The organism is Cupriavidus sp. Agwp_2 (assembly GCF_040784895.1).
Taxonomy (GTDB): domain Bacteria; phylum Pseudomonadota; class Gammaproteobacteria; order Burkholderiales; family Burkholderiaceae; genus Cupriavidus.
The window spans coordinates 241,369-260,624 of sequence record NZ_CP088085.1 but is presented as its reverse complement, the minus strand read 5'-3'; the positions used below and the strand labels follow the sequence as shown (position 1 = coordinate 260,624).

Genomic DNA, 19,256 nt, shown 5'->3' with positions numbered 1-19,256 from the left:
CGCTGACGGCATTGTGGGGAAGCCGATGAACGAAGAAGTGGTATCTCAAACCATACGAGGTCTGTACGAGGGCATCCTCGACGAGACCGCCTGGCAGTCCGGCCTGGTAAGGTTGCGCGACGCCAGCGACAGCATGAACGCCTCGCTAGTCGAGTTCACACCCATTAACCAGCGGTTCCGGGTCAACGAGATATATGACCAAAACCAGGAACTGGTCGACGCCTACAATGGCCATTACCAAGCCGAGGATCCGGCGCGCACATACATGCGCCACATGGACCAGGGTGACTGGTATATCGATTCACGTGAACTGGGTCAAGCGAACATGATGCGGCTACCCTTTTACCGGGAATTCATGTACGGTTTCAGGCTGAGTTCCGTCATGGCTTGCCTGGTCGAGCGCAAGCCGAGCCAGGAAATCTATTTTTTCCTCCAGAAGCCCCTCGGGCACCCGCCCTACCAGGCCGACGACGCGCACCGAATAGGCTGGGCGATCCCGCACCTGCGCCAGGCACTTCGTCTGCGGCAGCGCGCGCACGAGGCCCGCGCGCTTGTCGAATTGTCCGAACAAGTACTCGAACGACTTTCCTTTGGCCTGATCGCGGTCGCCGCTGATGGCAAGGTGCTACTCCACAACGCCTGTGGCGAACGTTGGGTCAGGCGGTTGTTGGCAGGCCATGGCGTCTCCTCGGGACTCGTGAGCCACGACGGTTGGTGGATGAAGCGGTCGCTCCAGGAGATGTTGGCCTCGGCTTGCGACCCGTGCGAGACCGTCCCGGCCCAGGCTACGCATGCCTGCGACAACAGCGGGAACAGCGCAGACGTCATCGTGCTACCTCTGCCACCGGCCCACCATCTGGCCGAGCCATGGCAGCGTCCCGCCGCGCTGGTGGTCATACACGAGGCCGGCGCTGCGGCGCCTCTGTTGTCGGATATGCTGTGCGATTTATATGGCCTGTCGCCAGCCGAAACTCGGCTGGCGACCCTACTCACCGCGGGAATAGGATTGCCTGAAGCCAGTGCGCGACTCGCCATCGGGCACGAGACGGCTCGCACGCAGCTCAAGATGATCTTTAACAAGACCGAGACTGGTTCCCAAGCAAGGCTCGCTCATCTGCTGACGCAACTGGGGGCTTGCGTTGGCCCTGGCTGACGATCGGCAGGATCCCAACGGACGTGCTGGAGATCATCGCGTCAACGTCCCAAGCGAGCCCCTCGGCCCTAGGGCGATAGACCCTATACCGCTTGCGGGCACGACTGACGAAGATGCACCACGGCAGTCCTGCACCCGCCCGTTTCGCTCAGAGCATCGCCCTCCCCGTTCGAGGGCTCTTTCGTTTCTGGCACGCCCGGAGGCAGAAGGAAATGCCCCCCGCGGAGCTTCTGTGGATGTTGTTAATCTGAAGTTCGATATTTTCGGAAGGTCCGAGTCAAGAGTGTGCGTAAATGCCCGTTGGTCCAGGGTGGCGATGACTCGAATGGCGCAAAAAGAGTCCGCGAAGAGACGACCGGGTTGAGGCGGCGCAGCCGTAAACGCAACAGCGGGCCCCTCGTTGTCGAAGCTGACCGCCTCGAGAGAAGTCGGGATTGGCTTGGCAATCCAGCGCCCGCGGTTTTTCAGGCTAACGGGGGAGAGCCCAGGCTCTCTTCCAGGCGGTCGATCCGGGCGACACGGTCGAATGCTCGACACCGAGCTAGGATCCGCACTTGGCGAAGACGCTAGCGGATTCGGCTGGCATCGACTTGGGGTTGCTGGATCAGGTCTCCCAGTATCTCGACACCAACGACAGTCAGGCAATGCAGCGATGGATGTGCCTCGGTCGCCCAGTTGCTTGAACCCGCCCCTTCCGAGGGGTTTATACCGAGCCTGCCGGCTCCCGTGAGCACGCGCTGCGGACACCAGCCTGCAGCCGAGGCCTGGCGATCTATGACTGGTCTGCTTTGATAGCTGTCATTGCCTTCGTGTCAGCTCGAATGGCAGGACAGGGTCGCAGATGTCCTGCACGCGCAGTCGGGTTAGGGCTATGCTGAACAAGCCGCGTGAATTGGTGCGTTCAGACTGATAAGAACGTGTGCGGTCGAAAAACTCGGCTCTGATGACGAGAATTTTCCTACCGCATCCCCAAATGGGGCGTGTTGGCGGAGCAGTTGCCCCACATTCGCCCTTTACGGACGGACTGCTCCCATCAAATGCCCTCGGCTGAGGTACAGATTGGCCAGCGCCAGGGCCGTGAAGGCCCGGCCGGCATTCTTTTTCAAGCCACGGTAGCGTACTTTGGTGAAGCCCCACAGGCGTTTGACTACGGCAAAGACATGCTCGACCCGAGCACGGATCTTCGATTTGTTGCGGTTCTTCCCACGTTGCACTTCGTCAATCTGCCCGTTCTTGCGCGTACGCTGATTGGTGAAGTCCTTGGCGCGGGGCGCCTTGGACGCGATCAGCGCCTGCTGACTGGCGTAGGCGCTATCGCCATAGACTCGCTGCTCCTGCCCATGTAATAGCCGGGGCAGTGCATGTTTGTCGTGGACATTAGCCGGCGTCACGACTGCCGAATGGGCCAACCCACTCTGGCTGTCCACGCCGATGTGCAGCTTCATTCCAAAAAACCACTGCTGTCCTTTCCGCGTCTGATGCATCTCGGGGTCGCGTGCCTTCTCCTTGTTCTTCGTCGAACTGGGTGCGCCGATGATCGTGGCATCCACAATGGTGCCGGTCTTCAGCTTCACGCCACTGGCCTGCAGGACTCGGCCAACCTCAGCAAACAGCCTTTCGGCAAGCTGGTGCTTCTCCAGCAGGCGGCGAAACTTCAGCAGCGTGGTGGCATCCGGCACCGGTTCACGACCCAAGTCAATCCCGACAAAGCGGCGCAGGCTGGCGCTGTCATATAGCGCCTCCTCGCAGGCCAGATCCGCCAAGTTGAACCACTGCTGCAAAAAGTGGATGCGCAGCATCCGTTCCAGGCCAATAGGCGGCCGGCCGTTGCCCGCCTTCGGATAGTACGGCTCGATCACAGCGCACAATGCTGCCCACGGCACGATCGTCTCCATCGTCGCCAGAAATGCCTCGCGTCGCGTTGGCTTGCGGTATTGCTCGAATCCTGCCCCTTGATCTGCACCCGCCGCCAACGTCATCTGCTTCATGTTCATCTCTTCGCGCTCGTGATTCTTCAGATAACGCTTACTCTCACGAACTGGAGGACTTAATCAGCATTGCCTTAGATCGCACGCTCGGAGCTTGCTGTCAATGGCAAGGTTGAACATCGCCAGTTCGCGAACATTCGTCGTAAGCGATCCGACGTACCAAAGCAGCGTTGATCCGAATGGCATTTTGCGCACTACGAGCAGCAGAAGCGGGGATTGCAATCCGGCCGCATGGTGAATGATTCTAGAAGATGAGCAGTGGGCATTGTAGCGCCGCGTCGACCTTCCGGCCGGACAACGGCCTGCTAGCATGAACGTGGGCTAGGACCAGATGGGACAGTCATCTCTGAAAATCAGAAATAATTTCGAGGAGAATTCATGCACTATAAGAATTTGGTCATTTTGAGCGCTGTGGCGCTGATGACAGGTAGCGCGCTGGCGCAGAAGTCGGGCCTGACCCGCACCGTGGTCGGCCGGGCCGATGTATCCGTACCGGGTCGCGAAGCCGTGGTCGCGCGCGTGGAGGTGGCGCCAGGCGCCTATGCGGGGCGACATACGCATCCCGGGGACGAGATCAGCTACGTCATGGACGGCGAGGTGCAACTCCTAGTCGACGGCCAGTCGCCGCGCACGATCAAGGCCGGTGAGTCGTTCGTGGTGCCGGCCGGCGTGGTGCATGACGCCCACAACAGCGGTAGCACGGCGACTCGGCTGGTGGGCGTGTACGTGGTCGAGAAAGGGAAGCCGCTGGCATCGCCGGCGCCGTGAGTGATGTGTCGATCGGTGCGGGTTGCCACATCAAACAGGGGCACCAAGACCTTCGAGGCCAAAAGCAACGATGGCAGAGCCGGTAGGGCCGTACGCTGGCGCATCGGGCTTGCGGGCGGCGGCCGCTCGACATTGCCGGCGTCTACCAGAACGAACGCATGGCGCCGCCTTCCGCCCGGAACGCGGCCAGCGCAAGAGCTGACAGGGGCCTCCACAGGTTCAACTCAAGGCTGCGCACGTAGTCAGTGTAGCCATCGTCAAGCCCGACACCATTCGCCGCCGCCCACTTTACGCCGGGCCTCGCAAATCGCTTTCAGTCCGCTCATCCGTTGTTCCGGCTTCGCCTTGCATTGTACAAACAGTGTCCTTGCCAGCCGACGCCAAGGACATCGGCCATGCGGATGAGGTCGGATTCATTCACGTACGAGGGACTGTCAAAAATGTCCAATTCGATCAGAGATCTGCAAGGAGGTACTGAATTGAAACTCGTGGCAGGAGACTTTGCGTTTCAATATTGTTACGTTTTGAATTCCGCACAGTGCAGATAGAAAGGAAAATGAATTCTGCATCATGCGATGCCATCCTATTGTGATTGGATCTCGCACCATCATGAAGTCACTCCACGAGTTTGATGAGAGCGAAGGCTCGAATCTCAATGCAATATCCTTTTATTTCTGTTTTTTTCTGAGTTGCGCAACAAAGAGGGACACAGAAAATGCGTCATACCTTACTTGCCTCAATAACTGTGGTCGCGGGCCTTCTAGCCTTTCTGGTGTCATGTGCGACAGGGACGAGCAGCGTTCCTGGGAAAAACCTGCTTGATCTGATCAACGAAAAGCGGACCGCTGCGGGATGCCCTGCCGTGCTTGGCTCAAGTGAGTTGCGGAGTGCTGCAGATCGACATGCGGTGGATATGCGCGACAAAAAAGCCCACCTACAGCCCAACACGGACGGGCACACGGGTTCGGATGGAAGCAGACCGGGGCAGCGAATCGCCAGTGCCGGCTTCGCGCCCCTCTCGCGCTATGGTGAGATCCTCTATTTTAGCGAGTCAACTTCCAGCGAGGCAGCGACGGTCAACTGGTGGATGAACAGCCCAGCGCACAAAGCAATTATGCTCGACTGTCAGTTCACTCACGCCGGTGTAGGGCTTCTTTACCCCGGTGGCACCAAGTGGTACGCCGTGGTGGATTTCGGTAAGCATTGAGCTGAACCGACGACACAAGGCCATACGTCGGGCAACTGCGCGCGGTGCAGAAGAAGGTAGCCTGGTTCGTCGTGGAGAAACAAGATGCGGAGTACCGCCTTGATCAAACCTGAGCTGCTCCGTCATTGATCACTAGTCGAACCTGGCTCGCCGAGCAGACCACGCATCTGTTAATTATGGCGGTACGGGGGCGAATCAGGATTGGCGTATCCGGTGTGCGCCTGGGTTGTCCTGTTGCTCGCCGATTTGCCACACTCACGACGTGCTCCCCAATCGATTCAACGCGTTCGATATCCAGTGGCTCCTGCATGCCACCGAAAAAGCGCGCAATAGCAGGAAGCACGCCACACGGGAAAGCCTGCCGCGCGTTCGCGTGGCAGGTCTTCTCGAGCGTTGTTCATCGGAGCGGGTTGCCGACCATGTCGGCTGGGCGCACCCATTCGTCGAACTGTTGTTCGGTCACATAGCCGAGCGTGAGTGCGGCCGCTTTCAGCGTCGTGCCTTCCTTGTGCGCCTTCTTAGCGATCTGTGCAGCTTTGTCGTAACCGATGTGAGGATTCAGGGCCGTCACCAACATGAGCGACTCGTTGAGCAGAATGTCGATGCGTGCGCGGTTTGGCTCAATGCCGACCGCGCAGTGATCGTTGAAGCTCTGCGCACCATCCGTGAGCAGGCGGATAGATTGCAGCACGTTGTGCGCGATCATCGGCCGAAACACATTCAACTCGAAATTGCCGCTCGCGCCTCCGAAGTTCACCGCGACGTCATTGCCGAATACCTGGCAGCACAGCATCGTCACCGCCTCGGACTGCGTAGGGTTCACCTTTCCGGGCATGATCGAACTGCCCGGCTCGTTTTCCGGAATCGACAGCTCCCCTAGGCCGCAGCGCGGGCCACTCGCGAGCCAGCGGATGTCGTTAGCGATCTTCATCATGCTGGCGGCGACTGTCTTTAATGCGCCGTGCACGAACACGAGTGCGTCGGCGGCGGCCATTACCTCAAACTTGTTCTGTGCGGACACGAATGGAAGGCCCGTTAGCTTACCGATCACTGCGGCGACCTTGTCCGCGAACTGCGGATGAGCGTTTAGCCCGGTTCCGACCGCGGTGCCGCCCTGCGCGAGCTGATAGAGATGCGGCAGCGCCGATTCGACATGCGCGATCCCCTGGTCGAGCTGAGCGACGTAGCCGGAAAACTCCTGGCCGAGGGTGAGTGGCGTCGCGTCTTGTAGATGCGTGCGGCCAATCTTCACGATGTCTGCGAACGCCTTCGACTTCTGGTCGAGCGTCGCACGCAGCGTTTTTAGTGCAGGCAGCAGGCGCAGGACGATCCCGTACGCGGCGGCGACATGCATGGCGGTCGGAAACACGTCGTTAGACGACTGGCCACGATTCACATCGTCGTTCGGATGGATCTTGCGCGCTTCGCCGCGCTCCCCGCCAAGGAGCTCGCTCGCGCGGTTCGCAATCACCTCGTTCAGGTTCATGTTGGTCTGCGTGCCGGAGCCGGTCTGCCAGACCGCAAGCGGAAACTCGTCCGGGTGTTTGCCGGCGATAATCTCGTCGGCCGCCTCGATAATCGCACGTGCCTTCTGCTCGTCGAGCACGCCAAGTTCGTGGTTGACTTCGGCCGCCGCACGCTTGATCCACGCGATAGCAACGATCAGCTCGGGCGACTGCTTTTCAGTCGAAATGCTGAAGTTCTGCAGCGAGCGCTGGGTCTGCGCGCCCCAAAAATGTGCGGCGGGCACGGCGATTTCGCCGAATGTGTCGCGCTCCATCCTTACGGTATCAGTCATCGCTAATCTCCGCTGTATAGCCTCATCCGGCAATTTTTCCTGGCTGCGGTGAAGATTTTCTGCACGCCGGAACTCGCAGGAGACAGGCCGGGTCGGCTTCTGGCCCTTACGCCATCAGAAGCGCCTCGTATTCTTCCCGGAACTGATCCAGGGAGCTGTTCACCACCGTCACGGCGCCATCGATCAGGCCGCAGCGCCCGCTGCCGGGAAGGATGCGGCACAGGTTTTCCAGCGCTTCGACGTCCGCGCGCACGCCGCGGCCGGTATCGATCCGATTGAGCAGGCGCATCAGCTGGAAGGTCCCGCCCTTGCATGGCGGACACTGCCCGCACGATCCCTGCGCGAAGAAGCTGACATACTCGGCCACCTTGCGCACGATGCTGGTGCCTTCCGAGACCACGATCATCGCGCCGGTGCCCAGCCGCGAACGCCGCTGCCGCACGGAATCGAAGTCCAGCGCCACGTCGAGGTCGCGCTTGGTCAGCAGGGTATTGGAAGGCCCGCCCGTGAAGACCGCCTTGAATTCCTTGCCCTGCAGCATGCCGCCGCCATGCGCGAACACCAGGGTCTCCAGGCTGGTGCCCATCGGCAGCTCGTACAGCCCGGGCCGCAACACGTCACCCGACAGCGAATACAGCTTGGTGCCCGCGGCATGGCCGATGCCGAGGCTGCGGTACCACTGCGCACCGTGGCGCATGATGCCGGGCACGTGGGCCAGCGTCTCGGTGTTGTTGACGACGGTCGGTGAGCCATGCACGCCGTGCTGGGCGGGAAAAGGCGGCTTGCGGCGCGGGAACGGGAAACCGCCCTCCACGCTCGCGATCACCGCGGTTTCCTCGCCGCCGATGTACAAGCCCGAGCTCGGCACCACGCTCAGCGATACCGGCCCGCCCACCAGCCGCGCCAGCTCGGCGAACTGCGCATGCGCCTGCCACTGCTGCACCGCCTGCCGGGTCATGTCCAGCGCCAGCGGCTGGTGCGGATTGACGTACAGCACGAGGTGGTTGGCGCGGGTGGCGGCCGCGGCGATCAGCGCACCCTCTATGACCTGGTGCGGTGTGTGTTCCAGCAGGAACCGGTCCTTGAACGTTCCCGGCTCGTCTTCGTTGCCATTGCAGATGACGTATTTGTCGCCATCGGCGGCAGCGGCCACCGGTGCCCATTTGCGATGCGTTGCGAATCCGGCGCCGCCCATCCCGCGCAGGTCCGCCTGTTCGATTTCTGCAATGATCGTGGCCGGATCGCGCAGCGCCCTGGCCAGCCCCTCTCCGCCGCCCCGCGCAAGCCAGCCATCCAGGTCCGCACCGACGCGGATATCCTCGTTGAGGAGTACCTGATTCAGGTGTTCCATCGCGCGCTCCGTGGGTCGATCACCGCGTGCCGCCGACCGTGCGGCCCCGTACGCCGGAGCGCAATCCGGCATCGTCGCGCAGATCGAAATGGGCGTAACCGGGGAACAGCTGCGGTGCCTTGACATGCAGTGGCAGCCCGGCCAGCGTCAGTTCCCGCTGCCACGCATGCACGTGGCCGATCCCGGCGCGCACGGCCATCCCAGCGCGCCCCGCTTGTGCCGCGCTGGCACCGGCACGCCGGCCCATGCTCAGGATGTCGAGCAGCGCGTTGCCCATCAGCCGGTTGCGCCCGTGGATGCCGCCCGTAACCTCGCCCACGCAGTAAAGTCCCGGCACGCTCGTCGCGCCATCCTTGTCGATGGCAACGCCGCCATTCTGGTAGTGCAGGGTCGGATAGACCAGGAAAGGCTCCTGCGCCGCGTCCTGCCCGCACTTGTGCGCCAGATGGCGCAGCGTGACCAGCCGCTTGGCGAGGATGCCGGGATTCTCCATTTCGAGCGTCGGCGTGTCGAGGAACACCCCGACCTGTCCGCCCCGCTCGATGCCGCGGCCCTGCGCGCACTCGCGCAGGATGGCCGAGGCCACGATGTCCCGGGGCTTGAGTTCATCGACAAAGCGCTCGCCCTCGCCGTTGAGCAGCCGGGCGCCCGCCGAGCGCGCCGCTTCCGAGATCAGGCCGCCCGCCAGGTGCGGCGGGTAGGCGATGCCGGTGGGGTGGTACTGGAACGAATCGAGCTCGCGCAGGCGCGCCCCGAGGCGATAGGCAAGCACCAGGCCGTCCGCGGTGGCGCCGTAGTGATTGGAGGTGGGGAAGCTGTTCAGGTGCAGGCGCCCCGCCCCGCCGGTGGCGAGAATCACGGCACGCGCGCGCACCAGCATGAAGGTTCGCCATTCGAGGTTGTAGATCACGGCGCCGGCGCAGCGGCCCCGTTCGTCGGACAGCAGCTCGACCGCGGGGCAGCGGTTCCACACCGCAACCCCCGGTTCCAGGTCCACGGCCTCGCGCAGCACGCGCATCATCTCCAGCCCGGTGTAATCCCGATAGGACAGGATGCGCGCGGCCGACGCCCCGCCTGGCTTCTTGCGCAGCAGGTTGCCGCCAAAGGGCCGGTCCTCTTCCTGGTCAAACATCATGCCCAGCCGGATCAGCCAGCGGATGACATCGGGCCCGTCCATCACCATCTGCGCGACCAGTTCCGGCTCGCCGCGGAAATGACCGGCGCGCAATGTGTCCTCGAAGTGCAGCTGGGGACTGTCATCCTCGCCGATGGCCGCCTGGATGCCGCCCTCGGCCATCACGGTATTGCTGTCGCCAAGGCGCAGCTTGGTGGCCAGGATCACCTGTGCGCCCTGCCCGGCCGCCGTGAGCGCTGCCGCGCAGCCGCCTCCGCCGCCGCCGATGATCAGCACATCGGTGGAGACGAGTTGGGCGCCGGCAATGTCGACATCGTCAATCAGCGCATTAGCCTGCAGACAGCGCGCAAGATCCGGCTGGCAGGGCTCGCCGCGGTTCACGCCGACGGCCAGCGCGACGCGCGCATTGGGACCGTGGTCTGGGTGATAGCCCTTGAGCAGGGCTTCGACACTGGTGTCGTCGCTGCGCATCGCCGCGGTAACGCCGGGCCGGTAGCGCCGGCGCGCTTCATCGTATGGGATGCCGGTTGGCATGTTTGTCTGCCCCGTCAGCCCGGCGGCTGCGCGCCGGGCGCGTCAAAGTCGATCGTCATCGCGCCGCTTTCGATCTGCTGCAGGCGCAGCATCAGGTTTGCGGGCCGCAGTGTTTGCGCCGCGATCATGCGCCGCACGAACAGGCCGAGATGGTTGGGGCGGATATGCTCGGGGCACGCCAGCGTGCAGAGGTTGCACATGACGCATTCGTCGAAGACCTGGCTGGCGGCGGTCAGCTTGCCTTCCACCGCGAACTGCACGCCCTGCTGGACCGCCAGTTCCTTCGGGCAAGCGCGGTCGCAGCCGCTGCAGTGGCGGCAATGGGCGGCCTCGGGGAATACCGTGGAGACCGTCTGCAACACGTCCCAGCTCTCGCCGACCTCCTCCATGCGATAAACGTGCCGCTCCGACGCCGTGAAGTAGTCCAGGAACGCGACCTGCATGCCGTCCTCGACCAGCGTCTCGCAGGCCAGCGCCGTGCGCACCTCCGGCTCGCCGCTGCGGCGCACCATGACCCGGCACGAGCCGCACACGCCCTGGCCCATGCAGCCCACGCCTTCAACCAGCGTTTCCCCGGCGTGCAGGAAGGCTTGCAGGATGGAGCAGTTTGCCGGTGCTTCGAGCTGCCGCCCTTCCACGCTCAGACGTACCATTGTGCACTCTGTGGTATGGGGGACGCCAAATGCACACTGGCGCCATGTGCGAAAAGATCATATAAAAAACCATAGCACACCGAAGGTCTTTGCCTAGGGGAAGTCGCATGAAGACGATGTGGAAGCCGCTTGCGCCGGTGATTGCAGCGATCTTGGTCGCGCTGGCCCCCGCCCCAGAGGGACTACAACAGCACACGTGGTTCTACTTCGCCATCTTCATTGGCGTGATTGTCGGGCTGATGCTTGAGCCCATTCCCGGTGCGGCCATCGGGCTGATCGCCGTGACCGTCGTGACGGTCTTCTGCGAATGGGTGTTCTACAGTCCCGAGCAGCTCGCGAAGCCTGGCTTCAACCCGGCGAACGCCGCCCTCGCCTGGGCGCTTTCCGGTTTCGCCAACAGCACGGTGTGGCTGATCTTTGGCGCCTTCATGTTCGCGCTGGGATACGAAAAGACCGGCCTGGGCAGGCGCATCGCCTTGCTGCTGGTGCGGGCGATGGGCCGCAAGACGCTCACGCTGGGCTATGCGGTGATGATGGCCGATGCGTTGCTGGCGCCCTTCACCCCTTCAAATACGGCGCGCAGCGGCGGCACGATCTTTCCCGTGATCCGCAACCTGCCGCCGCTCTATGACTCGAAGCCGAACGATCCGTCGGCGCGGCGGATCGGGTCGTACATCATGTGGACCGCGATCGCCACCACGTGCGTGACCAGTTCGATGTTCCTTACCGCGCTGGCGCCCAACCTGCTCGCCGCCGAGCTGATCCGCAAGACGGTCCAGGTCGACCTGAGCTGGATGCAGTGGTTCATGGCCTTCGCGCCCGTGGGGATCCTGCTGTTGCTGGCCGTGCCGCTGCTCGCGTACCTGCTGTATCCGCCGGAAGTGAAGGAAGGCACCGAAGTGCCGGCCTGGGCGGCGCAAGAACTCCAGAAGATGGGCCCGCCAAGCCGGCGCGAGCTTCTGCTCGGGGTCCTGGTGCTGATCGCCCTGGCGCTGTGGATATTCGGGGACAAGCACGTCAATGCGACCACTGCGGCCCTGATGGTCATTGGCCTGATGCTTGTGACCGGTGTCGTGACCTGGGACGACATGCTCGCCAACAAGCAGGCCTGGAACACCCTGGCCTGGTTTGCGACACTGATCGCGCTGGCGGACGGCCTGAGCCGGACCGGCTTCGTCAAGTGGTTCTCCGACACCATGGCAGGCCACATGAGCGGCTTTCCGCCACTGGCGGCGGTAGTGATCCTGGTGCTGGTCTTCTACTTCACGCATTACATGTTCGCCAGCGTCACCGCCCATACGACGGCAATGCTTCCGGTCATGCTCAGCGTCGGCTCCACCATTCCCGGCATGCCAATGGAAGCGTTTGCGCTGATGCTCGCCCTCACGCTGGGCCTGATGGGCATCCTCACACCGTACGGCACCGGGCCCAGCCCGGTCTATTTCGGCAGCGGCTACCTCCCTGCCGGCGATTACTGGAGGCTTGGCGCAATCTTTGGCGTCATCTTCATCGCCGTATTCCTGATGATCGGCGTGCCGCTACTGTTTTGAAACGGATCGCCCGATCCACGCTGCGCCACACTTCCCTCCACCGCGAGGGCCACAAGCGCCGATCCGCCTGCATGTCGGAACGCTTCGCGAAGTCGGGGATTCATCATTGGCTTCAGCTGGCGCCTTCCCATGCGATCAGCGCGCTGGCAAATCATGACGCTCAGGGACTGGAACCTGACAACAATACCGAAATTTTCCCGCGGGGCGGTCGTCGCGCTAAGCCGCGGCTAGGTATCTTGTCGTGTCAGGGCACGGATGCCAGGGTATATCTCGGAGTGCCATCGGGTGCCAGAGAAAAGATCATAGTTGCCGCACCGGCGCGCCGTCATATATCGCTTGTCCCGTGCCGCAATGCCGTGGCACAGACCGTGCGCCGGGTGGGCCTGCCCGCAGCCGGAAATGGCGTCTTGATCGCCTTCCATGGTCAGTAGCCTAGTGGCGCGGGTGTCTTGCGGACGCACGGGCCGCCTGCGACACCGCTGGCCAAGCTGACCCCTGCTCCGAAGTTGTAGCGCTGGTTTCTCCTGGCTGTGAATTAATGAGTGGGTTTTCAATCGAGCATGTTGCCGTGCTCGACTGAACAGACGCATGGAGCGTGCCGGTTGTGAAACATAGCCAGAAGACTGCCGAGGTGGCCGCGCAAACGCCGGGTTTCCGGGCGGGATGGTCTGTATGACCTCGGCGTGGCGGAACGCAACGCGACGTGGAGTGTTGGAAGGCATCTGGCAGTGCGACGAACCTCTTTAGTGCCACCCTACACCTACACGTGGCGCGACGGATGCAGGGCCCGCACTGTGACGCCGCTGACGAGGCGGAGGCGCTGCTTCTTCTCTAGGGCCGCATGGGCGAGTTCCGCAGTATTCGTGCGCCATCGGTCTCGAATCTGACCCGGTGATGCGCCGGCTCCTGAAACTGAGCTTACGCATTCGGCTCCACCACCGCGGCCGCGTTCACCGGGGGGCAGGTAACCTTCGTCGCCACAGAAGGATCTAGCGGCAAGGCATCTGGTGCGAGACTCAAGGCCGGGATCCTCAATTCCGGTAGTGAGGCGCAGGCTTCATTCGCGCGGCCACAAGCACTCTGCGAGCGAGGGGCGACGCCCACTCGAGCCTGGGTGGCTGTACGAAATCAAGTACCTGGTCCGGCGTGCGGTCGCCCGACTGGGTGAAAGTCAAGCAACCTAAAGCGGTATCACCGCAAGACTCGGGCGCCTTTATGAGCATTTGCTGAGCCCGGCGCATGGGTTATCGCGGGCCCGAGCGCATTCCCGCCTGTATCAGCGCCTCGCTGGGCGGCGCCACCTGAAGTGTCGCGAGCAACAGCCCCATGCCGGCCAGGATGCGGTACTGGCTCGCCAGTTCGGTGTACTGGCCGGTCACATAGGCCGTGCGTGCGCTGAAGTACTCGTTCTCGGCATTGAGCAGATCGAGCAAGCTGCGTTGCCCAATGCGGAACTGCTTGCGATAGCCGACGCGCGTGGCGTCGCTGGCCTGCACGTATTGCTGCAAACTCACCAGCCGGTCCTGCGCGGTCCGGTAGGCGTTATAAGCCAGCGACACACCTTCCTGCACCTGCCGGCGTAGCCGCTCCAGGTTCTGCTCGGCTTCCTGAATCTGGTAGCCGGCCTCGTTGATGCGGGCCTTGTCCGCGTTGCCGCGAAACAAGTTGTAGCGCACGCGCAGCATCACGCTGCGCTCATCAGTGGTGCCCAGCACGCGATCGCGATCGCGGGCCGCAGTGGCCTCCAGGTCCAGTCGTGGCCACAACGCGGAGCGGGCCAGCGAGCGGGCAGCCTGGGCTTCAGCGATATCGGCCTGTCCGGCGCCCAGTGCGGGATGGCTGGCATTGGCCACTCGCTGCGCTTCGGGCTCTGTGGCGGGCAGCACGGCAGCTAGCGATTCCGGCCGGGTCAAGCGCTGTGGCGGCGCGCCGACCACACGCAGGAAGGCCGCGACGGCGTCCTGCAGTGCGCCCTGTTCGGCGCGCAGGTTGGCTTGCGCCAGCGCCAGCCGGCTCTCGGCCTGGTATAGATCGGCGCGGCGCAGAACGCCATTGTCGGCGCCGAGCCGGATTTGGTCCTGGATGTGCTGGTGGACTTCGAGGTTAGCCTCGGCTATCGCCACGGTCTCCTGACGACGAAGTACCTCCACATAGACGCCAACCGTGCGCAGCGCAATATCTTCGGCGGTGGCACCGACGCGGTACGCAGCGCCATCGATCCGGGCGCCCTGGCGTTCCACGTCGCTGCTGACTCCAAAGCCGTCGAACAGCATCTGCGTGATCGTGACGTCGGCGGCATGGCGGGCATACGATGAGTCCGACAGGCCGGTGACCCGGGTGCTGTGGCTGTCCAAGCGCACGCGGCCGGTGGCGGCGTTGACATCGACCCGTGGCAGGTAACCGGCGCGCGCCTGCTTCAACCCCTCATCAGCGGCCAGCCGGCGGCTGCCCGACGCTAGCACTTCGGGATTGGTGTGCACGGCCTGTTCGACTGCCTGCGGCAGTGGCTGCGCTGCCGCGTGATGCGGCACCGCAATGGCTGCCCATAGCAGTACGGGTGCCAGCCGGCACCATCTCGTCGTCATGCTTCCCCCAGATCGGGTACACCGCGCTCGCGCAAACGGCGCTGCGCAACGCGGTGCCCTACCCGTTTATTATGGTTGTTTCAATGCGCCGGCAGTGTGCTGCCGTCCTGCATTTCCGCTTGTCGTTCTTCCTTGTTTCTGACCTCGACTTTCTTCCCCTCTTCGTCGTCTTTCTGTCATTCCCCTGGATTGCCCTCTCCGGAGGCCGGCGTCAGGGCGTGTGGATATTGCCGTTGCTCAGCAGCGTATTCAGGTCCAGTCCCACCACGCCCTGCAGGACGGCGATATCCTGGAATGCGGCGCCGGTACCACTGCCGTCCCGGTCGAGGCTGACGACGGTGTTGCCGTCGACTTCGGACAGGCGCACGAACTGCGCTGCATTGGCAGTGGTCACGCTGACGCCCGACAGCAGGTCGGACAGATCCAGTGCGTCGCCTCCGGCAGCCGCGGACGCACGGTCGAAGTCGGTGATCGTATCCACCGACGCGGCATCGGCACGCAGGAAGCGGTAGGTATCGGCGCCGGCGCCGCCGGACAGCGTATCGGCCCCGGCGCCACCAACAAGCAAGTCATTGCCCGCGCCCCCGGCCAGTTGATCGTTGCCCGCGCCACCGCGCAGCACGTCGTTGCCGCCCGAGCCAGTGATCGTGTCGTTGAAGGCCGAGCCAATCACGCCTTCCATGTTCCTATAGCCGTCGGTACCAAGTCCGACCGCACTGAGGTTGACTGACGTGACGCTGCTGCTCTGGACCAGCGTGAAACTGACCGCGCCAGTGGCATCGGTGAAATCCAGCAGGTCGATGCCGGCACCCCCATCCAACGTATCGTTGCCAGCAGCGCCACGTAGGACATCATTGGCGGAGCTGCCGCTCAGCGTGTCATTGAAGCCCGACCCAATCACGCCCTCCATGTTGCTATATCTGTCGCTGCCGAGGTCGACACCGGATAGGTTAACGACCGTGTTACTGCCCGACTGCGTCAGCGTGAAGGTCACCCCACCGGTGGCATCGGAGAAGTCCAGCATGTCGATGCCGTCACCACCGTTTAGCGTATCGTCACCGGCGCCCCCGCGCAGCACGTCGTCACCAGCGCCGCCCAGCAGCGTGTCGGCGGCAGCGCCGCCGATGAAGGCGTCACTGCTGGCAGCGCCGGTCAACGCATCGCTGTTGCTGCCGCCATCCAGGTAGGAGGCCTGGTAGCTCTGGCTCGCCAGGGACACCGTGGCCGCCCCATTCGTCGACGAGACATTAACGATGACGTTGGCCGTGCTGGTGCCGCCCGCGCCATCCGAAACGGTATAGCTGAAGCTGCCAGAAGGCGAGTTGTCGGCGTCGAACATGACGTAGCTGTTATTGCTCCCGGGGGCGAACCTCAGGTTGCTGACCGCGCCAGCGGCCGAGCTCAGCGATGTGATGGACAAGGCCCGACCATCGACGTCGCCGTCATTGCCAAGCAAGGCGCTGACCGGGATCAGGATGCCGTTGGTATTGTTCGAGACATAGACCACGTCCGCCGCGGCAACCGGTGCGTCGTTGACCGGATTGACCGTGATCGCCACCGTGTCGGTATCGATGGCAGTGCCGTCGCTGGTCTGGATCTGCAGCGACGCACCGCCCGCATAGTCCTTGTTACCGGTAAAGCGCAGTCCGTCTAGCGCGGCATTGATCGCCTCATCGCTGCCGGTGAAGACCATGGTGCTGTCCGCCGTGCCGTCGCCTGCAAGGAACTGTAGTCCGGCAATACCGCTCAGCGTCAGTGAGCCGGCGGTGGCGGTCAGCGTCACGGTGTGGCTGCCGTTGTCCACGTCCGAGATGCCGAGGGCGTTGCCGGTGACCTTGCTGAAGACCAGCGACGTGTCCTCGCTGACGGACTGCGCCAAGGGGACGGTGTTGACGACGGCATCGTTGGTGCCGGTGATATTGACGGTGATGGTCTGGCTGCCGGTGAGATCTGCGGAGCTAACGCTCAGCGTATCGGTGACCTGCTGTCCCGTGGTCAGGGATTCCGCTTTGGCGTTGTCGAGCTTGTAGGTCCAGGCGCCAGTGCCGCTGTCGAAGGTGAAGGTGCCGTACTGGCCTGTGAGGCTGGCAGCCGGCACCGCCGCGAAGTGCGCCTGGCCAGCATCGACATCGCTGACGGTCAGTGTGCCGCTGGCGGATACGTCGCCGGTTATGGCATTGGCGAGGCCGCCGGCTTCCGTCACTGACGTATCTTCGCTGGACGATGCCGTGATGCTGGCGTGGTCGTTGGCACCGGTGATGTTGACCGTGATGGTCTGCTGGGCGGTCTGGTCGGCCGACACCACTGTCAGCGAATCGCTGGCCTGCTGACCCGCAATGAGCGCATCGGCCTTGCTGTTGTCGAGCGTGTAGGTCCAGGCGCCGGTGTTGCTGTCGAAAGTGAAAGTGCCGTAGTTTCCGGCAAGACTTTCCGCCGGGACAGCGGCAAAATGAGCTTCACCGGCATCGACATCGCTGACGGTCAGCGTGCCGCTGGCCGAGATGTCACCGGTTATGGCATTGGCCAGGCCGCCGGCCTCCGTCACCGACGTCTCTTCGCTGGTCGATGCCGTGATGGTGGCGTGGTCGTTGGCGCCGGTGATGTTGATCGTGATGGTCTGTTGTGCGGTCTGGTCTGCTGAAACCACGGTCAGCGAATCGCTGGCCTGCTGGCCCGCCGTCAGCGCATTGGCCTTGCCGTTGTCGAGCGTGTAGGTCCAGACACCGGTATTGCTGTTGAAGGTGAAGGTGCCGTACTGCCCCGTCAGGCTGTTGGTCGGCACGGATGCGAAGTGCGTTTGACCAGCATCGACATCGCTGACCGTCAGCGTGCCGCTGGCGGAGACGTCGCCGCCCATGACGTTGGCCAGGCCGCCGGCTTCCGTCACCAACGTGTCTTCGCTCGTCGATGCTGTGATGGTGGCGTGGTCGTTGGCACCGGTAATGTTGACCGTGATGGTCTGTTGTGCGGTCTGGTCTGCTGACACCACCGTCAGCGAATCGCTGGCTTGCTGGCCCGCAATGAGTGCATCAGCCTTGCTGTTGTCGAGCGTGTAGGTCCAGGCGCCGGTGTTGGTGTCGAAAGTGAAAGTACCGTAGTGCCCAACAAGATTGTCCGGCGGCGCTGCGGCAAAATGCGCCTCACCGGTATCGACATCGCTGACCGTTAGCTTGCCGCCAGCCGAAGGATCGCCGGTAACGGCGTCGGTCAGCCCCCCAGCCTCAGTCACCAACGTATCTTCGCCCGCCGAGGCGTGGATGGCGGCCACGTCGTTGGCGCCGTTGATCCGGATGCTCAGCGTCGACGACGCCGACGCCTGCCCATCGGTCACGTTGTAGCTGAAAGCCTCGTCGACATGGTCGCCCGGCCGCAGTGCCTGCACCTGCGCATTGCTGTTGTCCAGAGTGTAGTTGTAGCTGCCATCGGCGTTGATCTGTAGCGTGCCGTACTGGCCGACATAGGCGCCGGGATTGGCCACCGCCAGCACGTTGCCGGCGTCGACATCGCTGTCGTTGGACAGCACATTGCCGGTAATCGGATTCGGATGATTGTCTTCGCCTATGCGATGGGTATCTGCCGCGGCAGTGGGCGCATGGTTGTCGTAGCCGGCGAAATCGGTCTTGGCCAGTTCATGCAGGCCGTTGAGCTGGATGACCATCTCCGCCGTGGCGGGATTGCCATCGACATCCACATAGACATAGGTATTGCCGCCCGATTGCCCGAACCAGGCACCCTGAGCCGTCGGCGTGCGCCCTCCCCATTCGAAGCCGGTCTGGCCCAACACTGGCCGCAGGTCGAGACGGTCGGTACCGCGCTGGAAGTCGGTGATGACATCCATGCCCCCAGTAGAGGAATCCAGCACGGCGTTGTAGATGAACACATCGCGGCCTGCGCCCCCGCTCAGCAAATCCCCGCCGCCGCCGCCGCCGATGGTGTCGTTGCCACCTTCGCCATAGATGGTGTCCTTGCCGTTGCCGCCGGCAATGATGTCGTCGCCGCCCACGGCGACATTGTTGCCGTTGTCCCCGTAGATCAGGTCATCGCCATTTCCGCCAGCGATGCGGTCGTTTCCGGGCTGCGCCGACTCATGGCCGCGACCAAGCTGATAATTGGCGTAGCTGTCGAAGCCGTCGCCATAGAGGATATCGCCGCCGTTGTCGCCGGTGTAGAGCGCAGAGCTACCATCGAGGCTACCGATCACGTCGTCGCCGCTGCCACCATAGACCGCATCGGTACCGTTGCCGCCCGACAAGCTGTCGTTGCCGCGTCCGCCGAATACGCGGTCCTTGCCATTCGCACCCAGCAGGGTGTCGTTGCCGTCACCGCCTTCGACGATATCGTCGCCGTTGCCGGCGTCGACGTAGTCATTGCCCTCGCCGGCGCTGACATAGTCATTGCCGTTGCCGCTCAGGATGGTGTCGCTGGAATTGGTGCCGATGATATTGTCGCTGCCGTTGCCGCCCGTCAGTGTTGCCATGGTTTCCTCTCTCCGTCCTGAATGCCGGCCCGGTAGCCGTCTCTTGCTGGTTGTGCT

12 protein-coding genes and 1 pseudogene are annotated in these 19,256 nt (G+C 63.2%); 4 read left to right on the top strand and 9 right to left on the bottom strand.

Going from position 1 to position 19,256, the window contains the following annotated elements:
• Positions 1-25: 25 nt before the first annotated feature.
• Positions 26-1,153 carry a helix-turn-helix transcriptional regulator gene (locus LPA45_RS31430; RefSeq protein ID WP_317921563.1) on the top strand — a complete coding sequence of 376 codons (1,128 nt, stop codon included), beginning with the start codon at positions 26-28 and terminating at the stop codon, positions 1,151-1,153.
• Between the two features lie 1,013 nt (positions 1,154-2,166).
• On the opposite strand, the gene LPA45_RS31425 is transcribed toward LPA45_RS31430, so the two are convergent.
• Positions 2,167-3,141: an IS5 family transposase gene (locus LPA45_RS31425; RefSeq protein ID WP_317921562.1), complete on the bottom strand. Its 975-nt coding sequence runs from the start codon at positions 3,139-3,141 to the stop codon at positions 2,167-2,169.
• A 75-nt stretch (positions 3,142-3,216) separates the two neighbouring features.
• Positions 3,217-3,336 (bottom strand): annotated as a pseudogene (locus LPA45_RS34250) (integrase); the annotation flags it as partial.
• A 183-nt stretch (positions 3,337-3,519) separates the two neighbouring features.
• Between LPA45_RS34250 and LPA45_RS31415 the strand changes: the two are divergent.
• Positions 3,520-3,909: a cupin domain-containing protein gene (locus LPA45_RS31415; RefSeq protein WP_116323579.1), complete on the top strand. Its 390-nt coding sequence runs from the start codon at positions 3,520-3,522 to the stop codon at positions 3,907-3,909.
• Positions 3,910-4,624: 715 nt separating this feature from the next.
• Positions 4,625-5,116 carry a CAP domain-containing protein gene (locus LPA45_RS31410; protein WP_367395332.1) on the top strand — a complete coding sequence of 164 codons (492 nt, stop codon included), beginning with the start codon at positions 4,625-4,627 and terminating at the stop codon, positions 5,114-5,116.
• 397 nt (positions 5,117-5,513) lie between these two features.
• Here LPA45_RS31410 and fumC read toward each other — a convergent pair whose 3' ends face one another.
• The 4 genes from fumC to LPA45_RS31390 form a co-directional block, all read right to left on the bottom strand.
• Entirely contained in the window at positions 5,514-6,914 is a 1,401-nt protein-coding gene (gene fumC, locus LPA45_RS31405) for a class II fumarate hydratase (RefSeq protein ID WP_317921560.1), read from the bottom strand.
• A 106-nt stretch (positions 6,915-7,020) separates the two neighbouring features.
• Positions 7,021-8,265, bottom strand: coding sequence for an NADH-quinone oxidoreductase subunit F (locus LPA45_RS31400; RefSeq protein ID WP_367395331.1), 1,245 nt, complete (start codon positions 8,263-8,265; stop codon positions 7,021-7,023).
• 19 nt (positions 8,266-8,284) lie between these two features.
• Positions 8,285-9,934 carry an FAD-binding protein gene (locus LPA45_RS31395; RefSeq protein ID WP_367395330.1) on the bottom strand — a complete coding sequence of 550 codons (1,650 nt, stop codon included), beginning with the start codon at positions 9,932-9,934 and terminating at the stop codon, positions 8,285-8,287.
• 14 nt (positions 9,935-9,948) lie between these two features.
• Positions 9,949-10,587 (bottom strand): 2Fe-2S iron-sulfur cluster-binding protein, encoded by a 639-nt coding sequence (locus tag LPA45_RS31390; RefSeq protein ID WP_317923074.1) that lies wholly within the window; start codon positions 10,585-10,587, stop codon positions 9,949-9,951.
• Positions 10,588-10,694: 107 nt separating this feature from the next.
• Between LPA45_RS31390 and LPA45_RS31385 the strand changes: the two genes are divergently transcribed.
• Positions 10,695-12,137, top strand: coding sequence for an anion permease (locus tag LPA45_RS31385; RefSeq protein ID WP_317923075.1), 1,443 nt, complete (start codon positions 10,695-10,697; stop codon positions 12,135-12,137).
• 227 nt (positions 12,138-12,364) lie between these two features.
• Here LPA45_RS31385 and LPA45_RS31380 read toward each other — a convergent pair whose 3' ends face one another.
• The 3 genes from LPA45_RS31380 to LPA45_RS31370 form a co-directional block, all read right to left on the bottom strand.
• Positions 12,365-12,727: a hypothetical protein gene (locus LPA45_RS31380; RefSeq protein WP_367395329.1), complete on the bottom strand. Its 363-nt coding sequence runs from the start codon at positions 12,725-12,727 to the stop codon at positions 12,365-12,367.
• A 654-nt stretch (positions 12,728-13,381) separates the two neighbouring features.
• Positions 13,382-14,722, bottom strand: coding sequence for a TolC family outer membrane protein (locus LPA45_RS31375; RefSeq protein ID WP_317923076.1), 1,341 nt, complete (start codon positions 14,720-14,722; stop codon positions 13,382-13,384).
• A 211-nt stretch (positions 14,723-14,933) separates the two neighbouring features.
• The gene (locus LPA45_RS31370; RefSeq protein ID WP_317923077.1) at positions 14,934-19,199 is read right to left on the bottom strand and encodes a VCBS domain-containing protein; all 4,266 of its coding nucleotides are present in this window, start codon (positions 19,197-19,199) and stop codon (positions 14,934-14,936) included.
• Positions 19,200-19,256: the final 57 nt, after the last annotated feature.

What these genes read in the sequence shown, in the direction of transcription:
- LPA45_RS31430 (WP_317921563.1), top strand. Translation starts at nt 26, where the DNA reads ATGAACGAAGAAGTGGTATCTCAAACCATACGAGGTCTGTACGAGGGC.
- LPA45_RS31400 (WP_367395331.1), bottom strand. Translation starts at nt 8,265, where the DNA reads ATGGAACACCTGAATCAGGTACTCCTCAACGAGGATATCCGCGTCGGT.
- LPA45_RS31375 (WP_317923076.1), bottom strand. Translation starts at nt 14,722, where the DNA reads ATGACGACGAGATGGTGCCGGCTGGCACCCGTACTGCTATGGGCAGCC.
- LPA45_RS31370 (WP_317923077.1), bottom strand. Translation starts at nt 19,199, where the DNA reads ATGGCAACACTGACGGGCGGCAACGGCAGCGACAATATCATCGGCACC.
- LPA45_RS31380 (WP_367395329.1), bottom strand. Translation starts at nt 12,727, where the DNA reads ATGCGTCTGTTCAGTCGAGCACGGCAACATGCTCGATTGAAAACCCAC.
- LPA45_RS31395 (WP_367395330.1), bottom strand. Translation starts at nt 9,934, where the DNA reads ATGCCAACCGGCATCCCATACGATGAAGCGCGCCGGCGCTACCGGCCC.
- fumC (WP_317921560.1), bottom strand. Translation starts at nt 6,914, where the DNA reads ATGACTGATACCGTAAGGATGGAGCGCGACACATTCGGCGAAATCGCC.
- LPA45_RS31390 (WP_317923074.1), bottom strand. Translation starts at nt 10,587, where the DNA reads ATGGTACGTCTGAGCGTGGAAGGGCGGCAGCTCGAAGCACCGGCAAAC.
- LPA45_RS31415 (WP_116323579.1), top strand. Translation starts at nt 3,520, where the DNA reads ATGCACTATAAGAATTTGGTCATTTTGAGCGCTGTGGCGCTGATGACA.
- LPA45_RS31425 (WP_317921562.1), bottom strand. Translation starts at nt 3,141, where the DNA reads ATGAAGCAGATGACGTTGGCGGCGGGTGCAGATCAAGGGGCAGGATTC.
- LPA45_RS31385 (WP_317923075.1), top strand. Translation starts at nt 10,695, where the DNA reads ATGAAGACGATGTGGAAGCCGCTTGCGCCGGTGATTGCAGCGATCTTG.
- LPA45_RS31410 (WP_367395332.1), top strand. Translation starts at nt 4,625, where the DNA reads ATGCGTCATACCTTACTTGCCTCAATAACTGTGGTCGCGGGCCTTCTA.